The sequence below is a fragment of the Nocardiopsis akebiae genome (assembly GCF_018316795.1).
Lineage (GTDB): Bacteria > Actinomycetota > Actinomycetes > Streptosporangiales > Streptosporangiaceae > Nocardiopsis > Nocardiopsis dassonvillei.
The window spans coordinates 4,548,569-4,568,603 of record NZ_CP074132.1 but is presented as its reverse complement, the minus strand read 5'-3'; the positions used below and the strand labels follow the sequence as shown (position 1 = coordinate 4,568,603).

General features: G+C 72.7%; 5 protein-coding genes. 1 reads left to right on the top strand and 4 read right to left on the bottom strand.

All coding sequences use genetic code 11. The features are described 5' to 3' along the window. Entirely contained in the window at positions 1–1,419 is a 1,419-nt protein-coding gene (eccD, locus tag KGD83_RS19540) for a type VII secretion integral membrane protein EccD (protein WP_212640560.1), read from the bottom strand. Positions 1,420–1,630: 211 nt separating this feature from the next. On the opposite strand from eccD, the gene eccCa reads away from it, so the two are divergent. Continuing rightward, the gene (eccCa, locus tag KGD83_RS19535) at positions 1,631–5,593 is read left to right on the top strand and encodes a type VII secretion protein EccCa (RefSeq protein WP_212640559.1); all 3,963 of its coding nucleotides are present in this window, start codon (positions 1,631–1,633) and stop codon (positions 5,591–5,593) included. A gap of 138 nt (positions 5,594–5,731) precedes the next feature. Here the strand turns inward: eccCa and KGD83_RS19530 are convergent, their stop codons facing one another. The 3 genes from KGD83_RS19530 to KGD83_RS19520 form a co-directional block, all read right to left on the bottom strand. Beyond that, a complete protein-coding gene (locus KGD83_RS19530) occupies positions 5,732–6,991 on the bottom strand; it encodes a S8 family serine peptidase (RefSeq protein ID WP_212640558.1) in 1,260 nt (419 codons plus the stop codon). 612 nt (positions 6,992–7,603) lie between these two features. After that, positions 7,604–18,379, bottom strand: a complete 10,776-nt coding sequence (locus tag KGD83_RS19525; RefSeq protein ID WP_212640557.1) for a hypothetical protein — start codon at positions 18,377–18,379, stop codon at positions 7,604–7,606. Between the two features lie 396 nt (positions 18,380–18,775). Beyond that, a complete protein-coding gene (locus tag KGD83_RS19520) occupies positions 18,776–19,522 on the bottom strand; it encodes a hypothetical protein (RefSeq protein WP_212640556.1) in 747 nt (248 codons plus the stop codon). Positions 19,523–20,035: the final 513 nt, after the last annotated feature.

The following is a 20,035-nucleotide window of genomic DNA, read 5'->3' as shown; positions in this document are numbered from 1 at the left end:
TCAGCCGCCGATTCCGCGCAGGAGCGAGAACACGCCGAAGATCGCCAGGACCAGGGGCACGATGGCCACCGTCAGCAGCGACTGGATGATCTCCGCGGCCCGGCCCCAATGCGGCAGCGGCCGTGTGCCCGGCAGGTTCCACGACACCACGGCCAGGATCGCGGACGCGGCGAACAGGCCCACCAGGGCCAGGGTGCGGGGCAGGGGCTCGGCGGTCCACACCAGGACCAGGACCAGCGCGGTCAGCCCGATCCAGGGCGGGGCGACCACGAAGGCCCGCTGCCAGGCGCTGGCCAGTCCCCGCGACTGCAGCAGCATCACCAGTGACACGATCACGCACAGGGTGATCGGTATCCATCCGGGAGAGGCGCCGAGCACGACCAGGCAGACGGCCAGGACCGCGCCGGTGGACGCGTACAGGGATGTCTGGAAGCGGTCGGCCAGTTCGGCCCGGTCCAGTACCCCGCGCGCCGGGTAGGGATCGATGCCCTCCTGGAGCTGTTCGGGGTTGGACGGCAGCGGCGGCAGCTTCAGGCCGGACAGCCGGAAGGCCAGCTGGGGAGCGAACGTGCCCAGCAGCAGCGCCATGAGCGCGACCAGAGCCGCCACCGCGGGGACGGTCGCACCGGGGATGAACATCAGGGCCAGGGCGCCCAGCGCGCACAGGACCTCGGCGGTGAACAGGCCGACGAAGAAGGGCACGGAGCCCGCGACCGCCGCCAGGCCGAGCACGCTGGCCCCTGCGGCGGTCACCGCGCCCGTCAGGACGCGCGCTCCGGTCAGCGCGGTGCCGGCGTCACCGGAGGGCACGGACGCGCCGGCCACCGCCATGTACAGGCTGGCCGCCGCGGCCAGACCGGTGGCGGCGGCCAGGTCGCCCATGGCCCGCGAGGCCGCCCACGCCGACAGCAGCATCAGCAGCGCCGAGCACGCGGCAGACACGGCCGTCAGGAGGCCGGGGCCACCGCTGACCAGGACGGCCAGTCCGGTGAACAGCACCACCAGGCCCAGCGTCTGGAGCAGGACCCGTGTGGCCTCGGGGCGCCACCGGTCGGCGCGCTCGCCCATGCCGGTGGCTACGCCGTCGGTCAGGTCGTCGAAGTGCACCGGCGGCAGCTGGTCGCGCCGTGGCCGCAGGTAGAGGGTCTCTCCGTGGCAGAGTCCCAGGGAGCGGAGGGTCTCGTCCTCCTCCAAGGGCTCGTCGCCCAGTTGCTGGAGGACCCAGCCGTCGTGCTCCAGACCGCTCTCGTCCAGGTCCTCGCCGTTGTCACCCTCGGCGTACAGCACGAGCGTGGGCAGGATCTCGGAGAGGGGGACCTCGGTCGGCGCGGCGATCTCGAAGGAACGCTCGGGAGCGCGGATCAGCAACCGGCACAGGTCCGGGGAGGCGACATCGTTCATCCGGTGGGGGCCCATCATGAGGCGGGGTCGTGACAGGGGTGGAAGTGACGGTAACACTCCGACGACCCATTTTGGAGGTGCGTTGTTTTAAATTTTGGTATCTGTCACTTTAGTTGGCAACGGTAGTGTTCTGGTTTCGGTCCCCGATTCCGGATACTGGTTGCGGTCCCGGTGCCGGAGCGGTGCCGGCCAGTCCCTGTCGCCCCCTGCAAGGTGAGGACCCCGTCCTGTGAGTACCATCCTCGTCCGGCGCCCTCCGCGGCGCCCCGGGCCGGACCTGCCGTCGGGTGAGGTCAGCCTCCAGGAGCCCCCGGAGCTGCCCGAACCGCAGGCGAACGTTTCGGCGGTGTTCATGTACCTGCCGATGGCGATGACGTCGATGGCGATGCTCCTGATGATCATGAGTCCCGGCCGTATGGGGGGCGGCAGCAGCATCATGCCCTACATCGCGGGTGGCATGATGCTCGTGGGAGCCGTCGCGATGCTCGGCGGCCAGTACCTGCGCGGCATGCTGGAGCGCCGCCGCCAGCTCAACGACGACCGCCGCGACTACCTGCGCTACCTCAAGCAGATGCGCACCCGCCTGCGGAGCGTGGTCACCGAGCAGCGGGACGCGATGCTGTGGAGGGCGCCCCACCCCGACGCCCTGTGGTCGATCGTGCGCACCTCCCGGCTGTGGGAGCGCAGGGGGACCGACGACGACTTCGCCGAGGCGCGCATGGCCGTCGGCGAGCAGGCACTGTCCATGACCATCTCCCCGGTCTCCTCCAAACCGGTGGAGGACCTCGAACCCCTCAGCGCCCACGCCCTGCGCCGCTTCATCCGCGCCTACGGCACCGTCGAGGACCAGCCGGTCCAGATCTACCTGCGCGGCTACTCCCGCATCACCATGCGCGGCGACCTGGACACCAGCCGGGGCCTCGTCCGCGCGCTCGTCGGCCAGCTCGCCGTCTTCCACGCCCACGACGAACTGCGCGTGGCCGTGTGCTGCTCGGAGGAGGCGCTGCCGCTGTGGTCGTGGGCCAAGTGGCTGCCCCACAGCCAGCACCCCACCGCCCGCGACGGCGCGGGTCAGGCCCGGCTGCTGTGCACGGACGCGATGGAACTCGAACAGCTAGTCCCCGACCTGGCGGACCGCCCGCGCTTCGACCCCACCGCCGCCCCCAGCCGGGAGGAGCCCTTCACCGTCGTCGTCGTGGACGGCGGACGCGTCCCCCCGGGCTCGCGCATGCTGGGCGGCGGTTACCGCAACGCGGTCGTCGTCGACGTCGCCGACCCGATGCCCCCCGAGGACGACCCCTACACCCTGGCCCTGCGGGTGGAGCCCGAGCGCCTGGTGATGCTCTCCCGCGACCACAGCGGCCGCGACACCGAGGAGGTGCTGGGCAGGCCCGACTCCTTGAGCCTGAACCGCGCCGCGTCCCTGGCCCGCCTGCTCTCGCCCTACCGGATCGGCATGGTCGTCGAGGTCACCGAGCCGCTCACCACAGACTTCGAGCTGACCACCCTCCTCGGCATCCCCGACCTGCACCGGCACGACACCGAGCGCATGTGGAGCGAGCTGCACGAGAAGGACCGGCTGCGCGTGCCGATCGGCATGAACTCCGACGGCGCGCCGCTGGAACTGGACCTCAAGGAGTCCGCGCTGGGCGGCATGGGGCCGCACGGCATGCTCATCGGCGCCACCGGTTCGGGCAAGAGCGAGCTGCTGCGCACCCTGGTGCTCGGCCTGGCCCTGACCCACTCTCCCGAGACCCTCAACTTCGTACTCGTCGACTTCAAGGGCGGCGCGACCTTCATCGGCCTCGACAAGCTCCAGCACACCTCAGCGCTCATCACCAACCTCGCCGACGAGGCCATCCTCGTGGACCGCATGCAGGACGCCCTGCACGGCGAGCTGGTCCGCCGACAGGAGCAGTTGCGCGCCGCGGGCAACTACAGCTCCGCCCTGGAGTACGAGAGGGCGCGCGAGACCAACCCCCACATGGAGCCGATGCCCACGCTGTTCGTGGTCGTCGACGAGTTCAGCGAGCTGCTGGCGGCCCACCGCGACTTCATGGACCTGTTCGTGATGATCGGCCGCCTGGGCCGCAGCCTCGGTGTCCACCTGCTGCTGGCCTCCCAGCGCCTGGACGAGGGCCGCATGCACCAACTGGAGGGCCACCTGTCCTACCGGATCGCGCTGCGCACCTTCTCCGCCATCGAGAGCCGCGGGGTGCTCGGCGTCCCCGACGCCCACCAGCTCCCCTCCGCCCCCGGCAACGGCTACCTCAAGACCGACACCGAGACCCTCACCCGGTTCAAGGCCGCCTACGTCTCCGGTCCCTACCGCGTCAAGCGCCGCGCCGCCCGCAGGAACACGGTCGGCGGCGAGGTGGTGCTCTTCGCCGACACCGCCGTGTCCGCGGCCGTCCCCGAACCCGAAGAGCCCGAGGTCCAGCTGGAGGAGACCAGCGAGTCCCTCCTGGCGACCGCGCTGGCGCGCATGGACGACCTCGGGCCCGCCGCACGCGAGGTCTGGCTGCCTCCCCTCGAGGTGCCGCCGCTCGTGGACGAGCTGCTCGCCATGGTCGGCACCCGGCTTCCCGAGGGCGGTCTGGCCTGGAAGAAGGAGACGACCCTGCGCGTGCCGCTGGGGATCATCGACCGCCCCTTCGAGCACAAGCGCCTGCCCCTGGTCGCCGACCTGTCCGGCGCGGGGGGACACGTCGGCATCGCGGGCGGCCCCCAGAGCGGCAAGAGCACCATGCTGGCCACGCTCCTCCTCACCCTCGCGGTCTGCAACACCCCCGCCCAGGTCCAGTTCTACGGGATCGACTGCGGCGGCGGCGTGCTGACCTCGCTCAAGTCCCTGCCCCACATGGGCAGCGTCGTCACCCGCACCGACGAGCGGCGCATCACCCGCACCATCATGGAGATGAACGAGATCCTCACCAAGCGTGAGGTCTTCTTCGCCGAGAACGGCATCGACTCCATGGGCACCTACCGCAGGCGCCGCGCCGCCGGGGAGTTCGCCGACCAGCCCCACGGTGACGTCTTCCTCGTCATCGACGGCTGGGGCACCATCCGGCAGGACTACGCGGACCTGGTGGGCCCCATCGTCCAGCTCGTGCAGCGCGGTCTCAACTACGGCGTGCACGTCGTGGTCGCCTCCCCGCGCTGGGCCGACTTCCACACCTCGGTCCGCGACCTGATGGGCACCCGCTTCGAACTGCGCATGGGCGACCCCGTCGACTCCATGGTCCACATGCGCGCCGCGCAGACGGTGCCCCGCGTGCCGGGCCGCGGCATCACCGACACCAAGCACCACCTGCTCACCGGACTTCCCCGCGCGGACGGCCACGCCGACTCCGTCACGCTGTCCGAGGGCATGACCGAGCTCGTCGAGCGCGTGCGCGCCGCCTGGGACGGCCCGTCCGCGCCCGCTGTGCGCACACTGCCCCCGATCCTGCACGCCCGTGAGCTGCCCGAGCCCAAGCTCACCAAGGCCAACGGCCTCAAGGTGCCCATGGGTCTGGAGAGCCGCCGGATGCAGCCGTTCTGGCACGACTTCGGTGTCACCCCGCACCTGCTCGTGGTCGGCGACACGGAGACGGGCAAGACCACGCTGGTGCGCCACATCACCAACGCGATCCGCAGCCACTACGGTCCGACCACCGCCAGGGTCGTGCTCGCCGACCAGCGCCGCCAGCTCTACGACGCCGTGCCCAAGGAGATGCAGCTCGGCTACGCGGTGTCGAGTGACAACGTCAAGGAGATGATGGCCGCCGCCGCCCAGGCCATGAAGGCGCGTCTGCCCGGGCCCGACATCACGCCCGACCGCATCCGCAAGCGCGACTGGTGGACCGGTCCCGAGCTGTTCGTCCTCATCGACGACTTCGAGATGGTCTCCGGAAGCGGCCCCAACCCGCTGACCCCGCTGCTGCCGATGCTCAGCCAGGGCGCGGAGATCGGCCTGCACGTGGTGCTCGTGCACGCGGCGGGCGGTTTCGGCCGGGCCTCCGGCGACCCCGTCATCCGGTCGCTCATCGACTCCAACACGCCCAGCATCCTGTTGTCCGCACCGTCGTCGGAGGGCATGCTGTTCGGCAACATCCGGCCGCGGACGATGCCCCCGGGGCGCGCCCTGTGGATCTCGCGCCGCGACCCGGTGGAGGTGCAACTGGCCATCGCCGAGGGCGCCGAGGAGTGATCGGGGCCCGCCCGACCCGCCGGCCACGGGCTGGTTCCGGCGGGGCGGGCGCCCCCTCTCCGCCGTGGGAGGGAGGGCACGGTTCCTGGAGCACAGCCGCGGAGGGGAGTCCGGCGCGCCGGACTCCCCTCCCGCGCGTCAGCGCACCGGCTCCTCGGAGCGCATCGGCACCGGATCGCCCGCTGCGGCGGGGCGCCACCCGCGCGCGCGTCCGAGCTTGATCACCGCCCCGCCCAAGCCGCACAGCACTATGAGCAGCAGTGCGACGGACACGACGGCGACCGTGGACGGCGCGTCCACCGAACCGTAGGTGGAGGGATCGGGTACGAACCCCTCACCCGCCACCCCGGCGGGGTCACCGCCCGGGGCGATGGCCATCGCCGCCAGCGGGTCGAGCCTGCCGTGTCCCGTCAGCGGGTCCGCTCCCCCGAGGGGAGAGGAGTAGGCCGTGGTCGTCAGGCGTTCGCGCACCTGCTCGGCGCTCAGGTCCGGTTCCCGTGCCATCAGCAGCGCCGCGGCCCCTGCCGCGAACGCCGCGGCCACGCCGTCGCCCGCGATGGCCACGTGGCCGCCGCCCGGGCCGGTCCCCACCACCCGGTCGCCCGGCGCGGTCAGGTCCACACGTGCCAGGTCCCCGCTGGGCAGGATCAGCGGCCCCTGGGCCACGGGGAGACCCTCCACGTCGTGCGCGGCCACGCTCAGCACAGACGCGTGCTGGGCGGGCTGGCCGGGCAGCGGTCCCCGTGAGGTGGGGACCGTCGCGGGGGCCACCACGAGCGCATCGGCCTCCTCGGCGGCGGCCACCGCCGACTCCAGGGCTTGCGACCCCTCCCACGTGCCTGTACCCACCAGGACCACCCGGGCCCCGGCCTCCACCGCGGTCCCGATACCGGCGGCGATCTCCTGCGGGGAGACCATGCCTGTCTGGGGACTGCCGGTGGCCACGGCCGTCACCGACGCGCCCGGGGCCACCCCGACCAGGCCGCTGCCCTCCACGGGCCGGGCGGCGAGCACCCCGGCCAGTGACGTGCCGAACCCCAGGCAGTCGGCGGACTGCCCTCCCTCCACGGCCTCGGTCAGCGCGGGGACGCCGCCGTCCACCTCAGGGGCCAGCAGCGCCACGCCCACCCCCTCGCCGGTGCTCAGGTCGTGGGCCCGTGACAGGCCGAGGAAGAGGTGCGTCCAGGGCGTCTGCTCCACGACGTCCCCGCCGGGGGCCGCGCACGGCTGGCTGTCGGCCTTGAAGGGGTGGACCTGCGCGAGCGAGACCGGGTCCTGGGGGGCCTCGGCCGCGGCCGGGGCCGAGGGGAGGGTTGCGAGGAGCCCGAGGGCCAGCGCCGCGGCGGCGGTGCGGCGGCGCCGGGACCGGGCGGTCCCCGGATCGGTGTGTGCGGTCACCTGACGTGTGCTCCAGACTCTCATGGGTGTCCTGGGGGCGCTTCGCGCCCGGTGGGGCGGCCCGGACGGGGCGTGGGGGGAGCGGGACGGGGGACCCGACCCTACGCCAACCCCACGCGGAACACCGGAACGGGAGGCACGCGCCGTCGCGGGGTCCTCTGCGGCGCCGTCCCGCGGTGCCCTTCCGCGCGGGGGGCGGGGCTGTGAACGCCGCCGTTGGCGCGCCGTCCGTGCGGGCGGGGCCCCGGACGGGAGGGCCGACTGCGGTAGCGTACTCGGTTTCCCGTGTACGTTCCATGAGCGTCCGGTGCCCGGTCCGCGTCGTTCCCCTCCGGAGCGCGGGCGCCACGGATCCGGGGACGGCGGCTCCGGGGTCCCCGGCGCGGTGTGCTGCTCCGCGCCGCGGGCGCCGTACGGTGCTTCCGTTCGGTGCTTCCGGCCGGGTGCTGGGGAGCGCCGGTGGGCCGTGCCGCGCCCGCCCCGGCTGTTTTCCACGTCCGCCCCCTCGGTCGCCGCCGCGTCCGCGGGGTAGCCCGTCGCCGCCCCGGTCGGCGGAGTCGGAGGGTCCGTTCGGGGGCGCCTGGGTGTTGCGCCACGGGACGCGGGGGCGTCCTACGGGTTTCCCGAGCCGCCGTTGTCCCCGAGCGCGGGCATCACCAGGAAGTCGGTCACCGAGCCGGGCGGAGGCTGGTCGAAGCCGGACCCGGGATTGAGCAGATCCAGGAAGTCGTCGGGGGAGGGCGTGGAACCGGACGCGTCGGAGGGACCGTTCTCCCTCTCCGCGGAGCCGGAGGAGGCGCGGTCCCGGCCCCGCGACGGTCGGATGCGCGGTTCGTCGAACGCCGATCCGCTGGGCCGCTGTACCGGTGTGCCGGGGAGGTCGTGCGGGGGCGGGCCGTCGTCGCCGTCGTAGACCTCCGTGCCCGGGACCGTGTCCCCGCCCGGTACGGCGCCGGGGCGGACCGGTGTCCCCCCGCGGCTGCGGTTCGCGCCGCCCCGGCGGCCTCCACGCGGGGACCGGTCCTCCTCTCCCCGCCCCTCGCGGCCCCCCTCCCAGGAACCGTCGGCCGAGCGGTCACCCCCACCGGCCCTGTCGCCGTCACCGCTGCCGTCCTGGCCGCCTGCGCCTCCGGAGCGGTCCCCACCGTTCCCCCCTGAGCGGTCCTCGTCATCACCGCCGTCGTCGCCGTCCTCGTCCTCGTGCTCGTCCTTGGCGTCGGCGGGGGCGTCCGCGGACTCCTCCCCAGCGTCATCCTTCTCCTTCTCCTCGTCCCGCGCGTGCTCGGGGTCGTTCGCCGTCTCCCCGCCCCCGGTCCCGGGCTGTTCCCGGGACCGTTCGGACCCGGTGCCCGCGGGTCCCGTCCCGGGCGCCGAGGTCCCCCGGCCCCCGTCGTCGGCCGACGCGGACCCGGCGGCCGCCTCCTGAGCGGAGTGGGATCCCGTGGCGCCCCGCGCGGAGCGGCCGTTCCCGCTGCCCGTGGGACCGTTCAACTCCTGGTCGAAGAACGCGAACAGGTCGGACGCCGGGCCGGGGCCGGTGGGAGCCTGCTCCGCCTGGGGTGCGGTCCCCTCCCGCCGCGAGGTGTCCGCGCGGTCCCACGACGGCGCGCGGGAGCCCTCTTCGCCCTGTCGCGGGGACAGGGGCCGGGACGCGGCGTCGGGGTCCGAAGGGCCCCCTGCCGGGGCGGGGGCGTGCTGGTCCCCGAGGCCGCCCGCCGGCTCCGTGCCGTTCGGGGGCGGTCCATCCCCCTCGGCGGGGAGCTTGCTCGGTGAGCGCGGCCGTTCCAGCCCGAGCCGTGTGTCCTCGGGCGCGTCCGGGGCCGGCGAAGACGGTTCCCGGTCCGGTCGCAGGTCCGTACCGTGGCCGTGTGCCGACCCGCTGCCGGAGGAGAGGCGCCGCCCGTCGAAGGCGGGCACCGCGTCCTCGAACGTTCGGTCCGGCGCGTCGTCCTCGGGCGGTGCGGGCCGCGGCCGCCGGCTCCCGACCTCGTCCGAGCGGTCCCGCTCCTGCGGCGTACCGGGCTCGGTGGAGGGGCGGAGCGGGCCGTCGGCGCCCTCTGCCGGCACGGAGTCCTGATCCGCCTGCGTGGCGAGCCGGTCATTGTCGCGGGGGCCGCCCGGGTCCATCTCGTACCGGAATCCCTCGGGCCGGGGCGGGCCCGCCGCCCGCTCCCGTCCACCGAGTGGTCGCGACAGCCGGTCGCGCTCGTCCCGGCTGAGCGAAGACGCCTCCGGGTAGCGCCTGTCGAGCCAACGGACGCGCGGCACTTCCTCCCCGTCGCCGTCGTCCTGGTCGCTGGCCTCGTACAGGTTCTCCGAATCGTCCGCCACGGGCCCGTCCGTGCGGTCGTCGGCGTGCTCCGGTACCGCAGAGCGCCGTGTCTCGGGCTGGTCTGAGGGGCGCCGTTCGGCCAGGTCGGCGCCGTGCGGGGACAGACCGCTCCCGTTCGCCGACAACAGCGGCCGACCGTTCGAGAGGTCGGGCAAGAGCCGCTCCGGCTCCTCCGCGGACTCCGGCGCCCCGCGGGTCCCGAGCAGACCGTCGGCCCCCGGTCCGTCGACGGGGCCCTCCCCGTCCGGGCGGACCCGTTCCTCCCCGCGCGGCTGTGCCGGGCCCTCCGCCGGCCGGATGCCGAAGTCCGAACTGAGCGTGTCCAGCATGCTGGTCCCGGTGCCGTGCCGTCCGGTGTTCCGGTCCGGCAGCTCGATGGCGGCCGGGTCGGCCGCGGGGTCGTCCGCTGGACCCGGAGCGCCGCGCTGCGGTGGAGGGGGAGGCGGCGGCTCCTCCTGGATGGTGTCGAGGGTCGGCGCGCTCACGGTCCGCGGCCTGGGCGGGGACGAGGGGGCGTTCAGGCCGCCGCGGAGCTCCCGGAGCGCCGCCTCCCAGTCGCGCAGCGCCGCGTTGAAGGCCTCCAGCCGGTCCTCGTAGGTGGACTCCAGATCGGCGTAGCGCTGCTGGATCCGCGGGTCGTCGGGGGAGGCGATCCGGTCGGATGCCGCGGCGTCGAGCGGCAGTCGGGCCTCGAGGTAGGCCTTCTCCGCGTCGCCGAGCGCCTTCTGGAAGCCGGCGAATCGCTCGGTCAGGGGAGCGATCCGGTTGGCGTTGTCGGGGGTGATGAGGCCCAGCCTCACCGCGTCACCGTGGGAGACCCACACCGTCACCTTGGCGGAGGTCTCGCCCCGCTGCCACCGGGCGGGACGGGACGGCGGCGGGGCGGGGGTGCTCCGGTCGCCGAACACGCCGCGCACCTTGGCCGCGGTGTACCTGCCCGCGGCCGCGGTCCTGTCCCCCACGTAGCGCGCCGAGCGCTTGTACCAGGGGCCGCGCAGCTCGGACCTGACGCCGATGCCCCAGGTGGTGTCGATCTCCACCAGGTAGGCGGGGCCGGTGCGGACGCGGTCGGAGTGGGGCGGCTCCTTCGGTTTACTGCCCCGTGCGGTGTCGCCCCCGGACGTGGACGATCCGGTGGCGTTGGCCCCGCCGTAGTGGATGGCCGTCGTCGGCGGTCCCGTTCCGGTGCGTCCCGAGGGGCGTGCGTCGACCCCCATGGTCGCCGTGGACGACTCGTTGTGGAACGGGGAGAACGTCCTGCTCGACTCCGAGGAGTCGGTCAGTCGCACGCTCGGGTTGAAGTCGATGACGCGTGCCGACTCCGGCCGGGGCACGGCGCGTATCCCCCACGTGGTCCGGCCCATCTCGATCAGCTCGGTGCCCGACTCCGCGTTGGCCTGGGGGAAGAGGGCCTTGAGGGCGATCGCGTTGAGGGACTGGTCGATGGCGTTGTTGCGGGAGTTGAGCTTCAGTTTGTCCGCCGCGTACCCGGCCGCCTGTTCGATCGCCCGCGGAGTGTAGCGCCCGTCTCTGACGGAGTCGGCGGGCGGGTTCCAGCCCAGCGACTTGGCCACGACGACGTGCGCGAGGTCGCGGACGTCCCTGCCGTTGTTCTCGACGGCCACGGGCATGACCACGCCGTCCTTGAAGTCTCCCCTGGCCCCGGGGTCCGTGGCCCGCGACCAGTCGCGCATCATGTCGGGCAGCGAGGCGTGGTGGTCGTGGGAGGGGTTCTCCGGCGGGGGCAGGTCACCCGTCCGCTGACCACCGCCCGTCGGCCTCGCACCGGCGGAGGTGCCGCCCGTGGCGCTGGGGGGCGCGGTCCGGCTGTCGGCGGGCCGGGCGGTGCCGCTTCCGCCCGCCGCGTCGCCTTCGTCACCTGTGGTCGCGTCGCCGGTCGTCTCGGTGGTGACGGTCCCGTCGGTGGTGTTCCCCGCTCCCGAGATGTCGAGGTAGGGGGTCGGGTAGAGCGCCTCCACCCGGCCCGAGCCGCCCGTGCCGGTGAAGTTCCGGCGTCCGCCCGCGCCCGGGGTCTCTCCCGTCAGAGTGTTGACCACACCCTGCTTGTCGGAGATGTGCAGGTCGATGGTCAGCCTCGTGTCCGACGACACCCGCGCGTAGGGCGTCTCCATGGTCAGCCCGATGGAGCGCTTGTCCGTGTCCCGGGTGATCAGGCCGTCGCCGTGCGCGTTCATCGCGGAGGCGTCGCCGTACACGCCCATCAGGTAGGGGCTGCTCGACGGGGTCGGGCCCCCGGTCTGGTCGCCCCCCGACCGCGGCAGCTGGGGCAGGAGAGCTCCTTGCGGGCCCGCGGACGCGGAGCTCTCACCGCCCCGCTGGAACCGGTCCCCGTCCTCCCAGTCCTGACGCTGCCGGTACTCCGTCTTGCCGCCCAGGTACGTGACCTCCGTGTCGCCCCTGTCGAGCCGCAGGTTCACGGTGGCGTCCAAGGACAGCGGAGCGGTGGTCGGCGCGTTGAGGTCGCCGATCGAGTGGTCGATGGCGCGGACCTTCACCGTCACCGGCGTTCCGGTGTTGGGGTTGAGCCCGGTGTGGGAGTTGAGGGTGTGCAGGATGGTCTCCCGGCTGTCCTTCGTCAGCTCCCATCCCTGCGAGGCCAGGTCGTCGGTGAGGCTCCGGAGGGCCTCGTCCGGGTTGGCCGGCCGCACCATCTTGCCGGATTCCTCGAAACCCGGGCGCGCCCTCACGGCCGCGGGCCGGTCGGGTTCGGGCTGTGAGACGCGGACCAGTCCGTCGCCGGACTCCTCGACCCTGTCCTGGACCAGGCCCGACTGGTGGGCGTCGCGGATGTGGATCAGCCCGGTGACCAGGTCGCGTACATCGGCCTGCCAGCCCCGGTAGCGCGCTGCCCGGGGGATCGTCGGACCGATGCTCCAGTGCTTGACGAACTCCACCGCCTGCGTCACGCGCCCCGAGGCGGAGAAGGAGTACGACATCGGGATCTTGGGGTGGAACTCGACCGTCTCGGAGAACTTCGACGCGGGCCTGGCGTTGGTGTAGCGGTCGAACAGGCTCTTGCCCGCGGAGGGACCGAGTTGGATCAGGGGAGCGCCGGCGGAGTTGGGCGGCGGCTCGGTGCCGCCGGAGGTCTGGCCGGCCGGTTGGACGGGGTTGGGGTTGTACCGGCCTCCGCCCGTGGCCAGGATGGTCCCGTCGGTCCTCCTGCCCTCCCTGGTGAACACCTCCAGGGTGTTCTTGTCCTTCCAGACGATCGCGCCGTCGGACTGCTCGAAGCGGTCGACCGAGTCGATGTCGAACCGGGTCGCCGTCGTCGCGCGGACGTCGTGCGGGGAGAGCGGGCCGCCGCTCATCTCGGTACGCGTGCGTGCGCCGCCGGAGGACTGCAACGCCGGATTCCCCGCGAGGTTCTCCGGGGACAGGGCGTTCTCGTAGAACTGCCTGCTGCCCTGGCCCCGGACCAGGAAGTGCCGCAGCTTGCGCTCGAACCCGAACCTTCCGGGGGTGCGCTCGACACCGTCGCGCGTCTCCCACTGCGGAACGGAGGAGAAGTTCTCGTAGGAGGCGTCGAGCAGGCTGCCCATCCGGTTGCCGTCGCCGGTGGAGAAGCGGGTGTTGACGTGCTCGACGGTCGGTCCCAGGTCACGGATCAGCTCGGCCCGGCGCTGTCCGGGTGTGCGGACGCCGGGGGTGTTCCCGGTGGTGTCCCGCGGACCGGTCGCCGGCGCGGGGGCCCGCCCGGCGGGAGGCCGCCCGTCCTGTCCCCCGCCGAACCACCTCCTGACCGTCCCGGTCACGTCGCGCCGCTTGCGGACGCCGTCCGGTGTCGGTGCCGTGCCGCCGTCGATCATCTCCTTGGCCCGGTCGACCGGTATCGGTCGGATCCGGGTGGCCCGCGGGGCGCCGCCGTCCCTGCCGCCGCCTTCCCCGTTCGGAACCGCCTTGGGTGTGTCCATCGTGGCCAGCGCCTCGATCGGGGCGTCGAGCAGGTCGTGTCCGCGGTCCCCCAGCGGCCTGTCACCGCCCAGGACCATGCCGATGTCGTCGTTCTCGTAGAGCTTCGCCGAGAACCGGACCGTGGAGTTCCAGACGCTGGAGTCCTCGGCGTACTGGATGATCTCCTCGCTCTGGGTCTTGACGCCCAGGCCCCGGCCGCGGCCCCTGGTGCTGTTCAGCTGGCCGGAGACCGAGAAAACGCCGCCGTCGCTCGGGTTGTCGGCCGCGTCCACGGTGTCGATCCGGCGGACGTAGGCGCCGGTGGTGACCCGGACCGACCTGCGGGTCTGCGAGCCGTCCGCGGTGGTGCGCTCGGACGCGCCCGCGTACTCGCCTCCGGTTCCCCTCGTTGTCTCCCCCGCGTGCCTGAGCGGGGAGAAGTCCGCGGTGACGCGCACCGCGACGAACGGGGGACGCAGCACCTTCTCACCCGGCTTGAGGAGTGCGCTGGGGTCGAACCTTCCGGTGTCGATCAGGTGGATGGGCTGGCCGTGCAGCGTCAGGTCGTCCTCGCCGCTCTTGAACACGGACGCGGAGATGGCGTCCATGACCCTGTGCGTGTTGAAGACCGCGACGTCGTGGTCGCGCCGGAAGGGACGGTGCTCACGCGTGGATCCGGTGAACGGTCCTGTTTCCTCGTGACCGGGCCGCCGGGCGAAGTTCTTCTCGTCGCGTGCCAGCTCGGGCAGGACCAGGCCGGGCCGCTTGTCCGCCAGGCCGGTCAGCACCTCGTGCGCGATCTGCTGGTAGACGGTGCGCTGCCGACCGCCGACGTCGCGGTACTGGCTGCCGTCGGGCCAGGTGAAGTCGCGGGGCACGGAACCGTGGAAGGTGACCGGCCGCTCCTGGGCCAGGTTCGCACGAGGGGGCCGCGGTTCCCCAGACCTCTCGTTCCGGGGGCGCTCTTCCCCCGGCGGCTGGTCTCCGGGCGGCCGTTCCGCGTCGTGTCCGTTCCCCCGTTCCCGGTCCCGTGCCCCGTCCCGCTCGTTCCCGTCCCGCTCGTTTCCGGGCCGTTCCTCCGGAGGCTGTTCGCCCTCGGCCCGTCCCGCCGTCTCCCGCCCGTCGCCGCGCTGCCCGTCCCCGGGCCGCTGGTCGCCTGCGGCGCCGGGGGCCGCCCCGGGGGTGTTGGCCAGCGGCGCCGTCGTGTTCCCCTGGGTCCGGACGGGGGCTGGGGGCCCGGGCACCTTGTCCGAGGGCTCGTCCCCGTTCAGGATGCGGGCCTCCTGGACGGTGAGGATCTCGACCGTTTCGCCCTGGAAGCGGTACACGGTGCCGGGTTCGCCGTCGAAGTGCACGTAGTAGTTGCGCTGGACGTCGTAGGCGGACGACTCGGTCTTGCCGTAGTTCAACCTGTTGGCCGATCCCGACGAGGACCGCGTGCTCTCGTCGACTCCCCGGCCCCGCAGGCCCCCCTCCACGGAGAACGCGTCGGCGCGGACCATGTGTGTGCCGCCCGGTGTCCCCGCGTCGACGCTCACTCCCGCGCCCAGGCTTCCGCCGAGGAAATCGGTGTGGCGGAGAGAGGTCCCGATCGCGCGTTCGGCCTCGTTGCCCTTGATGTACTTCGCGGGCTGGATGGTGTGGGGCCTGGCCTCGTAGGAGGTGGGCACCGACTGGACGCTCACCAGTCGGCGGGTGCCCGAGGGATCGGTGATGGTGAAGACCGCGGGCGCCGAGGTCATCTTCGGCAGGTTGTTGCGGACGGACTTCTCCGAGAAGGTCTCACCGACCTGGTCGCGGAAGGCGTCCAGCTTCTCCTGCCTGCGCTTGTCGACGAACCCCGGTGTCACCGTGTCGACCACCGACCTCCACCGTCCGCGCTGCCGCTCGGGGGACCAGAGGTGGTCGGCTATCCAGTCGGGGAAGGACTTGTCCGAGGATCCGTCGCTCAGGCGGATGTCGCCCACCGACACGGGGTGCCCCTTGTCGGAGTGCGGGCCCGCTGGTCTGGCGTCGTCGTCCCGGCCCCGCTGGTGGACCTCGGTCGCGAAGGGGTCGCGCAGGCGGATCGTCCTCGGACCGGCGTTGGCCACGACCTCGCCCGGAAGGACCAGGAGCACTCCGTTGGGGGACTCGGCCCGCGTGCGCACGGCCCGGTCCGCGGGGTCGGTGCCGTTCGCCGGAGCGTCGCCGTCCACGGGCCCGTCCCCGCGCGCGGGCCCGTCCTCCGTTCGGGGGAGGGGGGTCAGGTCGAAGGACATGGTCAGATCGGAGACGTAGACCGCGGGCTTGCCCTTGATCTCGTAGCTGCTGTAGCCGTCGTGGATGCTCGCCGCTGTCTCAGCGGTCTGCCGTTGGCGCGTTCCACCCGAGAAACTGACGGTGAAGCGGGGACCGATGTCGGTTCCGCTCACCGTGCCGAGGAGCAGCGGGGAGACCTGGAATCCCAGTCCGACGAACTTGGTGCCGCCGTGGTTGCCGCCGCCCTCGGCCGGATTGGCCTCCCCGGCCTCGTCCACCAGCTTGAGTTCGGTGGAGTTCGACCCCAGCACCGGCCGTGTGGGCGTGTGGTGGAAGCCGTCCTGGGAGGAGTTCAGCCGCAGGTCCGCCCGCCACCTGGAGCCGTCCGCCCCGGTGACCGTCGTGGAGAACCCCTCCGGGCGGAAGAACACGCCCGTCTGCCTGCGCGCCTGTTCGTCGACCCGCTCCCTGACCGCGTCGCGCACGGCGGCGTCGACGTGCCCGGCGTCGTCGGTGAGGGAGTCGTCCACGAACGAACGCAGGTGCTCCGCGTGGACCATGCTGGAGTTGACCAGGCTGGACGTCAGCAGGTAGCCGATGTCGTAGGCGGTGCCCGTCCGGTCCGTCGTGACGGAACCCGGGTAGTGACGGGGCGGGGGTTCCTCCCGCTGCCGCGTGCCGCCGGTGTCGGCGGTGGTGTTCCCGCCGTCGGTGCCGTTCCCGGTGTCGGTGTTGTGCTGCGCGGGCCGCTCGGGCGGGGGAGGCTGCGCTGAGGGAGGTGCGTGCTCAGTGCCGTCGGTGTCGGCGGGTTGTCGAGTCGACGTCTCCCCTCGCGCACCGTCGTCCTCCCTCGGAGCGGGCGCGGGGAGCGGCGGACGCGCCCTCTCCTCACCGTCGCTGCTTCCGGGCCGTGATACCTCCCGCGTGTTCGCGGGCGCCTCGATCCCGGTCGGCACGGGCGTGCGCACCGGCTCCCGCGTCGACTCCTCGGCCGTGACGGGCGGTGGGCTCGGAGGAGTCTCCCGCTCCCGCGGGACACCCTCCGTGTTCCGGGACGGGGCCTCTCCGGGCACCTCGTCCATTCTTGCGGGGGCGCCCTCGCGGGTCTGCCCCCCGTTCCCCTCCCGGCCGTCCTTCTCCTCGGCGGGGTCCTCCCCGTGCACGGACTCGCCGTCGCCCTTGGGTTCTCCGTCATCGTTCCCTGAGCGGTCCTTGCCGCCGTCCGATCCTTCTCTGCTCCCATCGGGACGCTGGCCGTCGCCGGAGCCGTCGGTTCCCTCGTCCGGCCGCCCGTCGTCGCCGGACCGGTCCTCGGCTTCGTCCTGGGAGCGGTCGTCTTCGCGGGAGGCGTCCTCGTCGCGCCCGTCGGACCGTTCGGCGTCGCGCTCGGGAGCGGTGCGTCCGCTGTCCTCGGTGTCCCGGGGCGGTCCGCTCTCGGTCCCGGGACCGGTGTCGTGCTGGTCGCCGGCGCTCTCGGCCGCGGGCTGCGGGGGCGGCGCGCTCTGCGTCCTGGGTCCGGTCTCGTGCTGGTCGTCGCCGGTTTCGGCGACGGGCCGCGGAGACGGCGGGACGTCCTCCGAGGCGGTCCGCTGCTCGGGTGCGGGTGCGGGTGCGGGTGCGGTGTCGGACTGTGGCGTGCTCTCGCCGGTACCGCGCGCACCGTCGCCGTTCGTCCCCTGGGGAGAACGTCCACCGTTGTCCCGCTCCGAGGACGCGGGGCGCTGGCTGTTGTCTGGGGTGGTGTTCTGCGGTGTGTTCGCGGGTGGTGCGGTGGTCTGGCCCGCGGGGGGTGCCACGGCCACGGGGGCGGGGGTGTGCCGCTGCTCTGGAGCGGGGTCGGGGCGGTCGTTCGGGTTGGTGTCGCCGGTGTCCCTGTTGTTGCCGGTGTCGCCGGTGTTGTCCGGGTGGGGTGTGGGCTGCTCGGTGCCGGGGGGCGGGTTCGTCATCGGGTTGTCGGGGACGATGGCGTTGAGGAAGTTCACGGTCAGGGGACCGTCGTTGGCTCCGGGATGGAAGGGACCGCCGCTCGGTGCGGGGTGTGGGGTGTCGGCGGAGTGGAAGGGGTCCTTGCCGGGGTCGGGGTTCTTGAGGGGGTCGGACGCGAGGGTGGGGGCGTCCTCGTCGCGGTGCACGTCGACGTCGTCGTCGAAGGTCCGGTCGCGGTCCTCGGGCCCGCCGGACTCGGTGTCGGTGTCGGTGTCGCCGTAGTCGGAGCCGGTGTCGCTGATCAGGTCGGGGACGTCGTCGACCTCGGGAACACCGTCACGGTTACCGGTCCCCTGCCCGGAGGACTCCGGAGCACCGTCGCCGTCGGGCCGCCTTTCGTCCCAGCGGTCGGGGCCGCCACCGTCGCGTCCGGTCCCCTCGCCCTCACGGTTCGTCCCGCCCGGGTTCTGTGCGCCGGACCCCTCGTCCCACCGGTCGGCCCCGTCTTCGAAGAGGAGCGAGCCGTTCCCGCCAGCCGGGGTTTCGGACCCCCTTCCGGCGTAGGAGCCGCCTTCGGTCGGGGGTGGTGGTACCGACAGGTCGGGTGGGGTCTTGAGCAGGTCCATACCGCGCAGGGCCCCGTCGGTGGCGCCCTGCTGGATACCGGCCTGGGAGGCGCCCGCGGTGGCCGACCACACCGAGGCCTGCCAACCGCGTCCGTCCATGAGGCTGCCCAGCCCCTCGCCCAGGTAGCCCTCCAGGGCTCCGGAGCCGAGGCTGCCCCCGGTCTGCTGGGCGTAGGCGCTGGCGGTGGAGAAGTAGTCGTTGAGGGGTTGGCGCAGGTTGACGGGCACGTCGGACAGGTGGTCGCGCATGTGCGGGGGCAGACGGTCCCCGATGCTCTGGCGCAGGTGCTGGCCCAGGGCGGGGTCGTTCCAGTGCCGGGTCAGGGCGCGGGCGTAGTCGCGGCCCAACTCGCGCGCCGCTTGGTGGCCCAGGTGGTCGCCGAAGTGGCGGGCGAACAGGTCGGCGAACTCCTCGCGGGCGGCGGCGGCCTTGGCGGGGTTGTCGAAGGCGCCCGCGCCGGGGGCGCTGCCGGGGTGGTAGGGGTCAGGAGTTCGTCGTTGTGGCGGCCCAGGATCTGGGCCAGGTCCTTGTTCAGGGTCGGTGGCGCCAGGGGTGTGCTGGTCGGGTCGTTTTGGGTGTGGGGGAGTCCGGGCCCCGGTCGGGGCTGGTGGGCGGGTCGTCCTTGACGGGTCCGGTGGGGGGCGTGTCGGGTCCGCCGCCGGGGGGCGGTCCGGGCGGGTCCTCGGGGCTCGGGCGCAAAGGGGGGCCGGGTGGTGGGGGGCCGCTCTCGCCGGTGGTGCGGGTCAGGGGCGGGGGTCGGGCAGGTCGTCGAGGTTCTTCAGGCCGATGTTGAACAGGTCGGTGAGGTTCTTGGCGAACAGGGTGTCCAGGCCCGCGGAGAGCAGGGCGGAGAGCAGGCCCTCGGCGGCGGCTCCGGTGTGGGCGCTTTGGGTGAGTTTCTTGTCCTGGTGGTGGCGGGTGCCGCGGCCGATCTGGATGCGCTGGATGATGCTGTCCATGCTCGCGAAGATCTGGCTGAGGATCTGGTGGCTGGGCACGGTGAAGGCGAGCCAGGCCAGGATGCGGCGCATGGCCAGGCTGCGGATGGCCTTGAAGACGGGGATCCACTTGAGGGAGGCGCCGAAGGTGAACTTGGCGGTGGCGATGGCCCAGGCGATCTCGACCAGGAGCTGGACGAACTGGCCGATGACCATCATGTGCATGTACTCGACGTTGGCGCGGGCCTTGAAGAGTTCGGTGGACATGACGGTGGAGTTGTTCTGGGCGGAGCCGACGTAGTTGTTGTCGCCCTTGGTGAACTGGTCCAGGGAGCGTTCGTAGTAGTCGGCGGTCTTGCCGTCGAAGTGGCGGCGGGCGTGGGAGCGGCTGAGGGCGAGGAGTTCCTCGAGGTGTTGCAGGCGTTGGGTGAGGGTGCCGTAGACCTCGGAGGCGCGGCCGAGTTCGAAGAGTCCGGCGCGGGGGACCTCGATGCCGGTGAGGACCTTGATCGCGTCGCGTGAGGAGTCGGACATGTTCGGGTCCAACGGCATGCCTACTCTCCCTCTACCCCCTGGTGCCGCTACGCGGCCACGAAGGTAACACCGGAGAATCAGTGCGATCCGGTTTTTCCATTCCCGGTTTGGAACTCGGTTCCGGGGTCGGATCGTCGAATCTGCTGAGGTCATGCGCGCGTTCCGCCGGCTGTGGGAGTTTCCTGAAACGCGTTCCACCCGATCGGGGTGCCGAGTATTTCCGCAACGGTTCCCCTGAAGCCGTCCGGATATTCTTTCTCTGTTCTCCTTGCGCGCCTGCTTCCGGGGTGGAGGCGCAGCCAGGGGCATGGCCGGGTGCCTGGTGGGGGCGGAGTGGGACGCTGTTCGGCCCGTGTCGGCCGACACCGTTCACCGCGTTCGCGCAGGAGTCGTCCCGGGCTCCGGATGAGTGGAGTCGGGCGTGGGGGCGCGTGAGGGCGTGCGAATGCGAGTTGCCCGCGGGGAAGCGGAGGTTCAGCCCCTGTTTATCGGGAATTTGCTGATCCGCTGTGGTTGGTAAAACTCTTTATT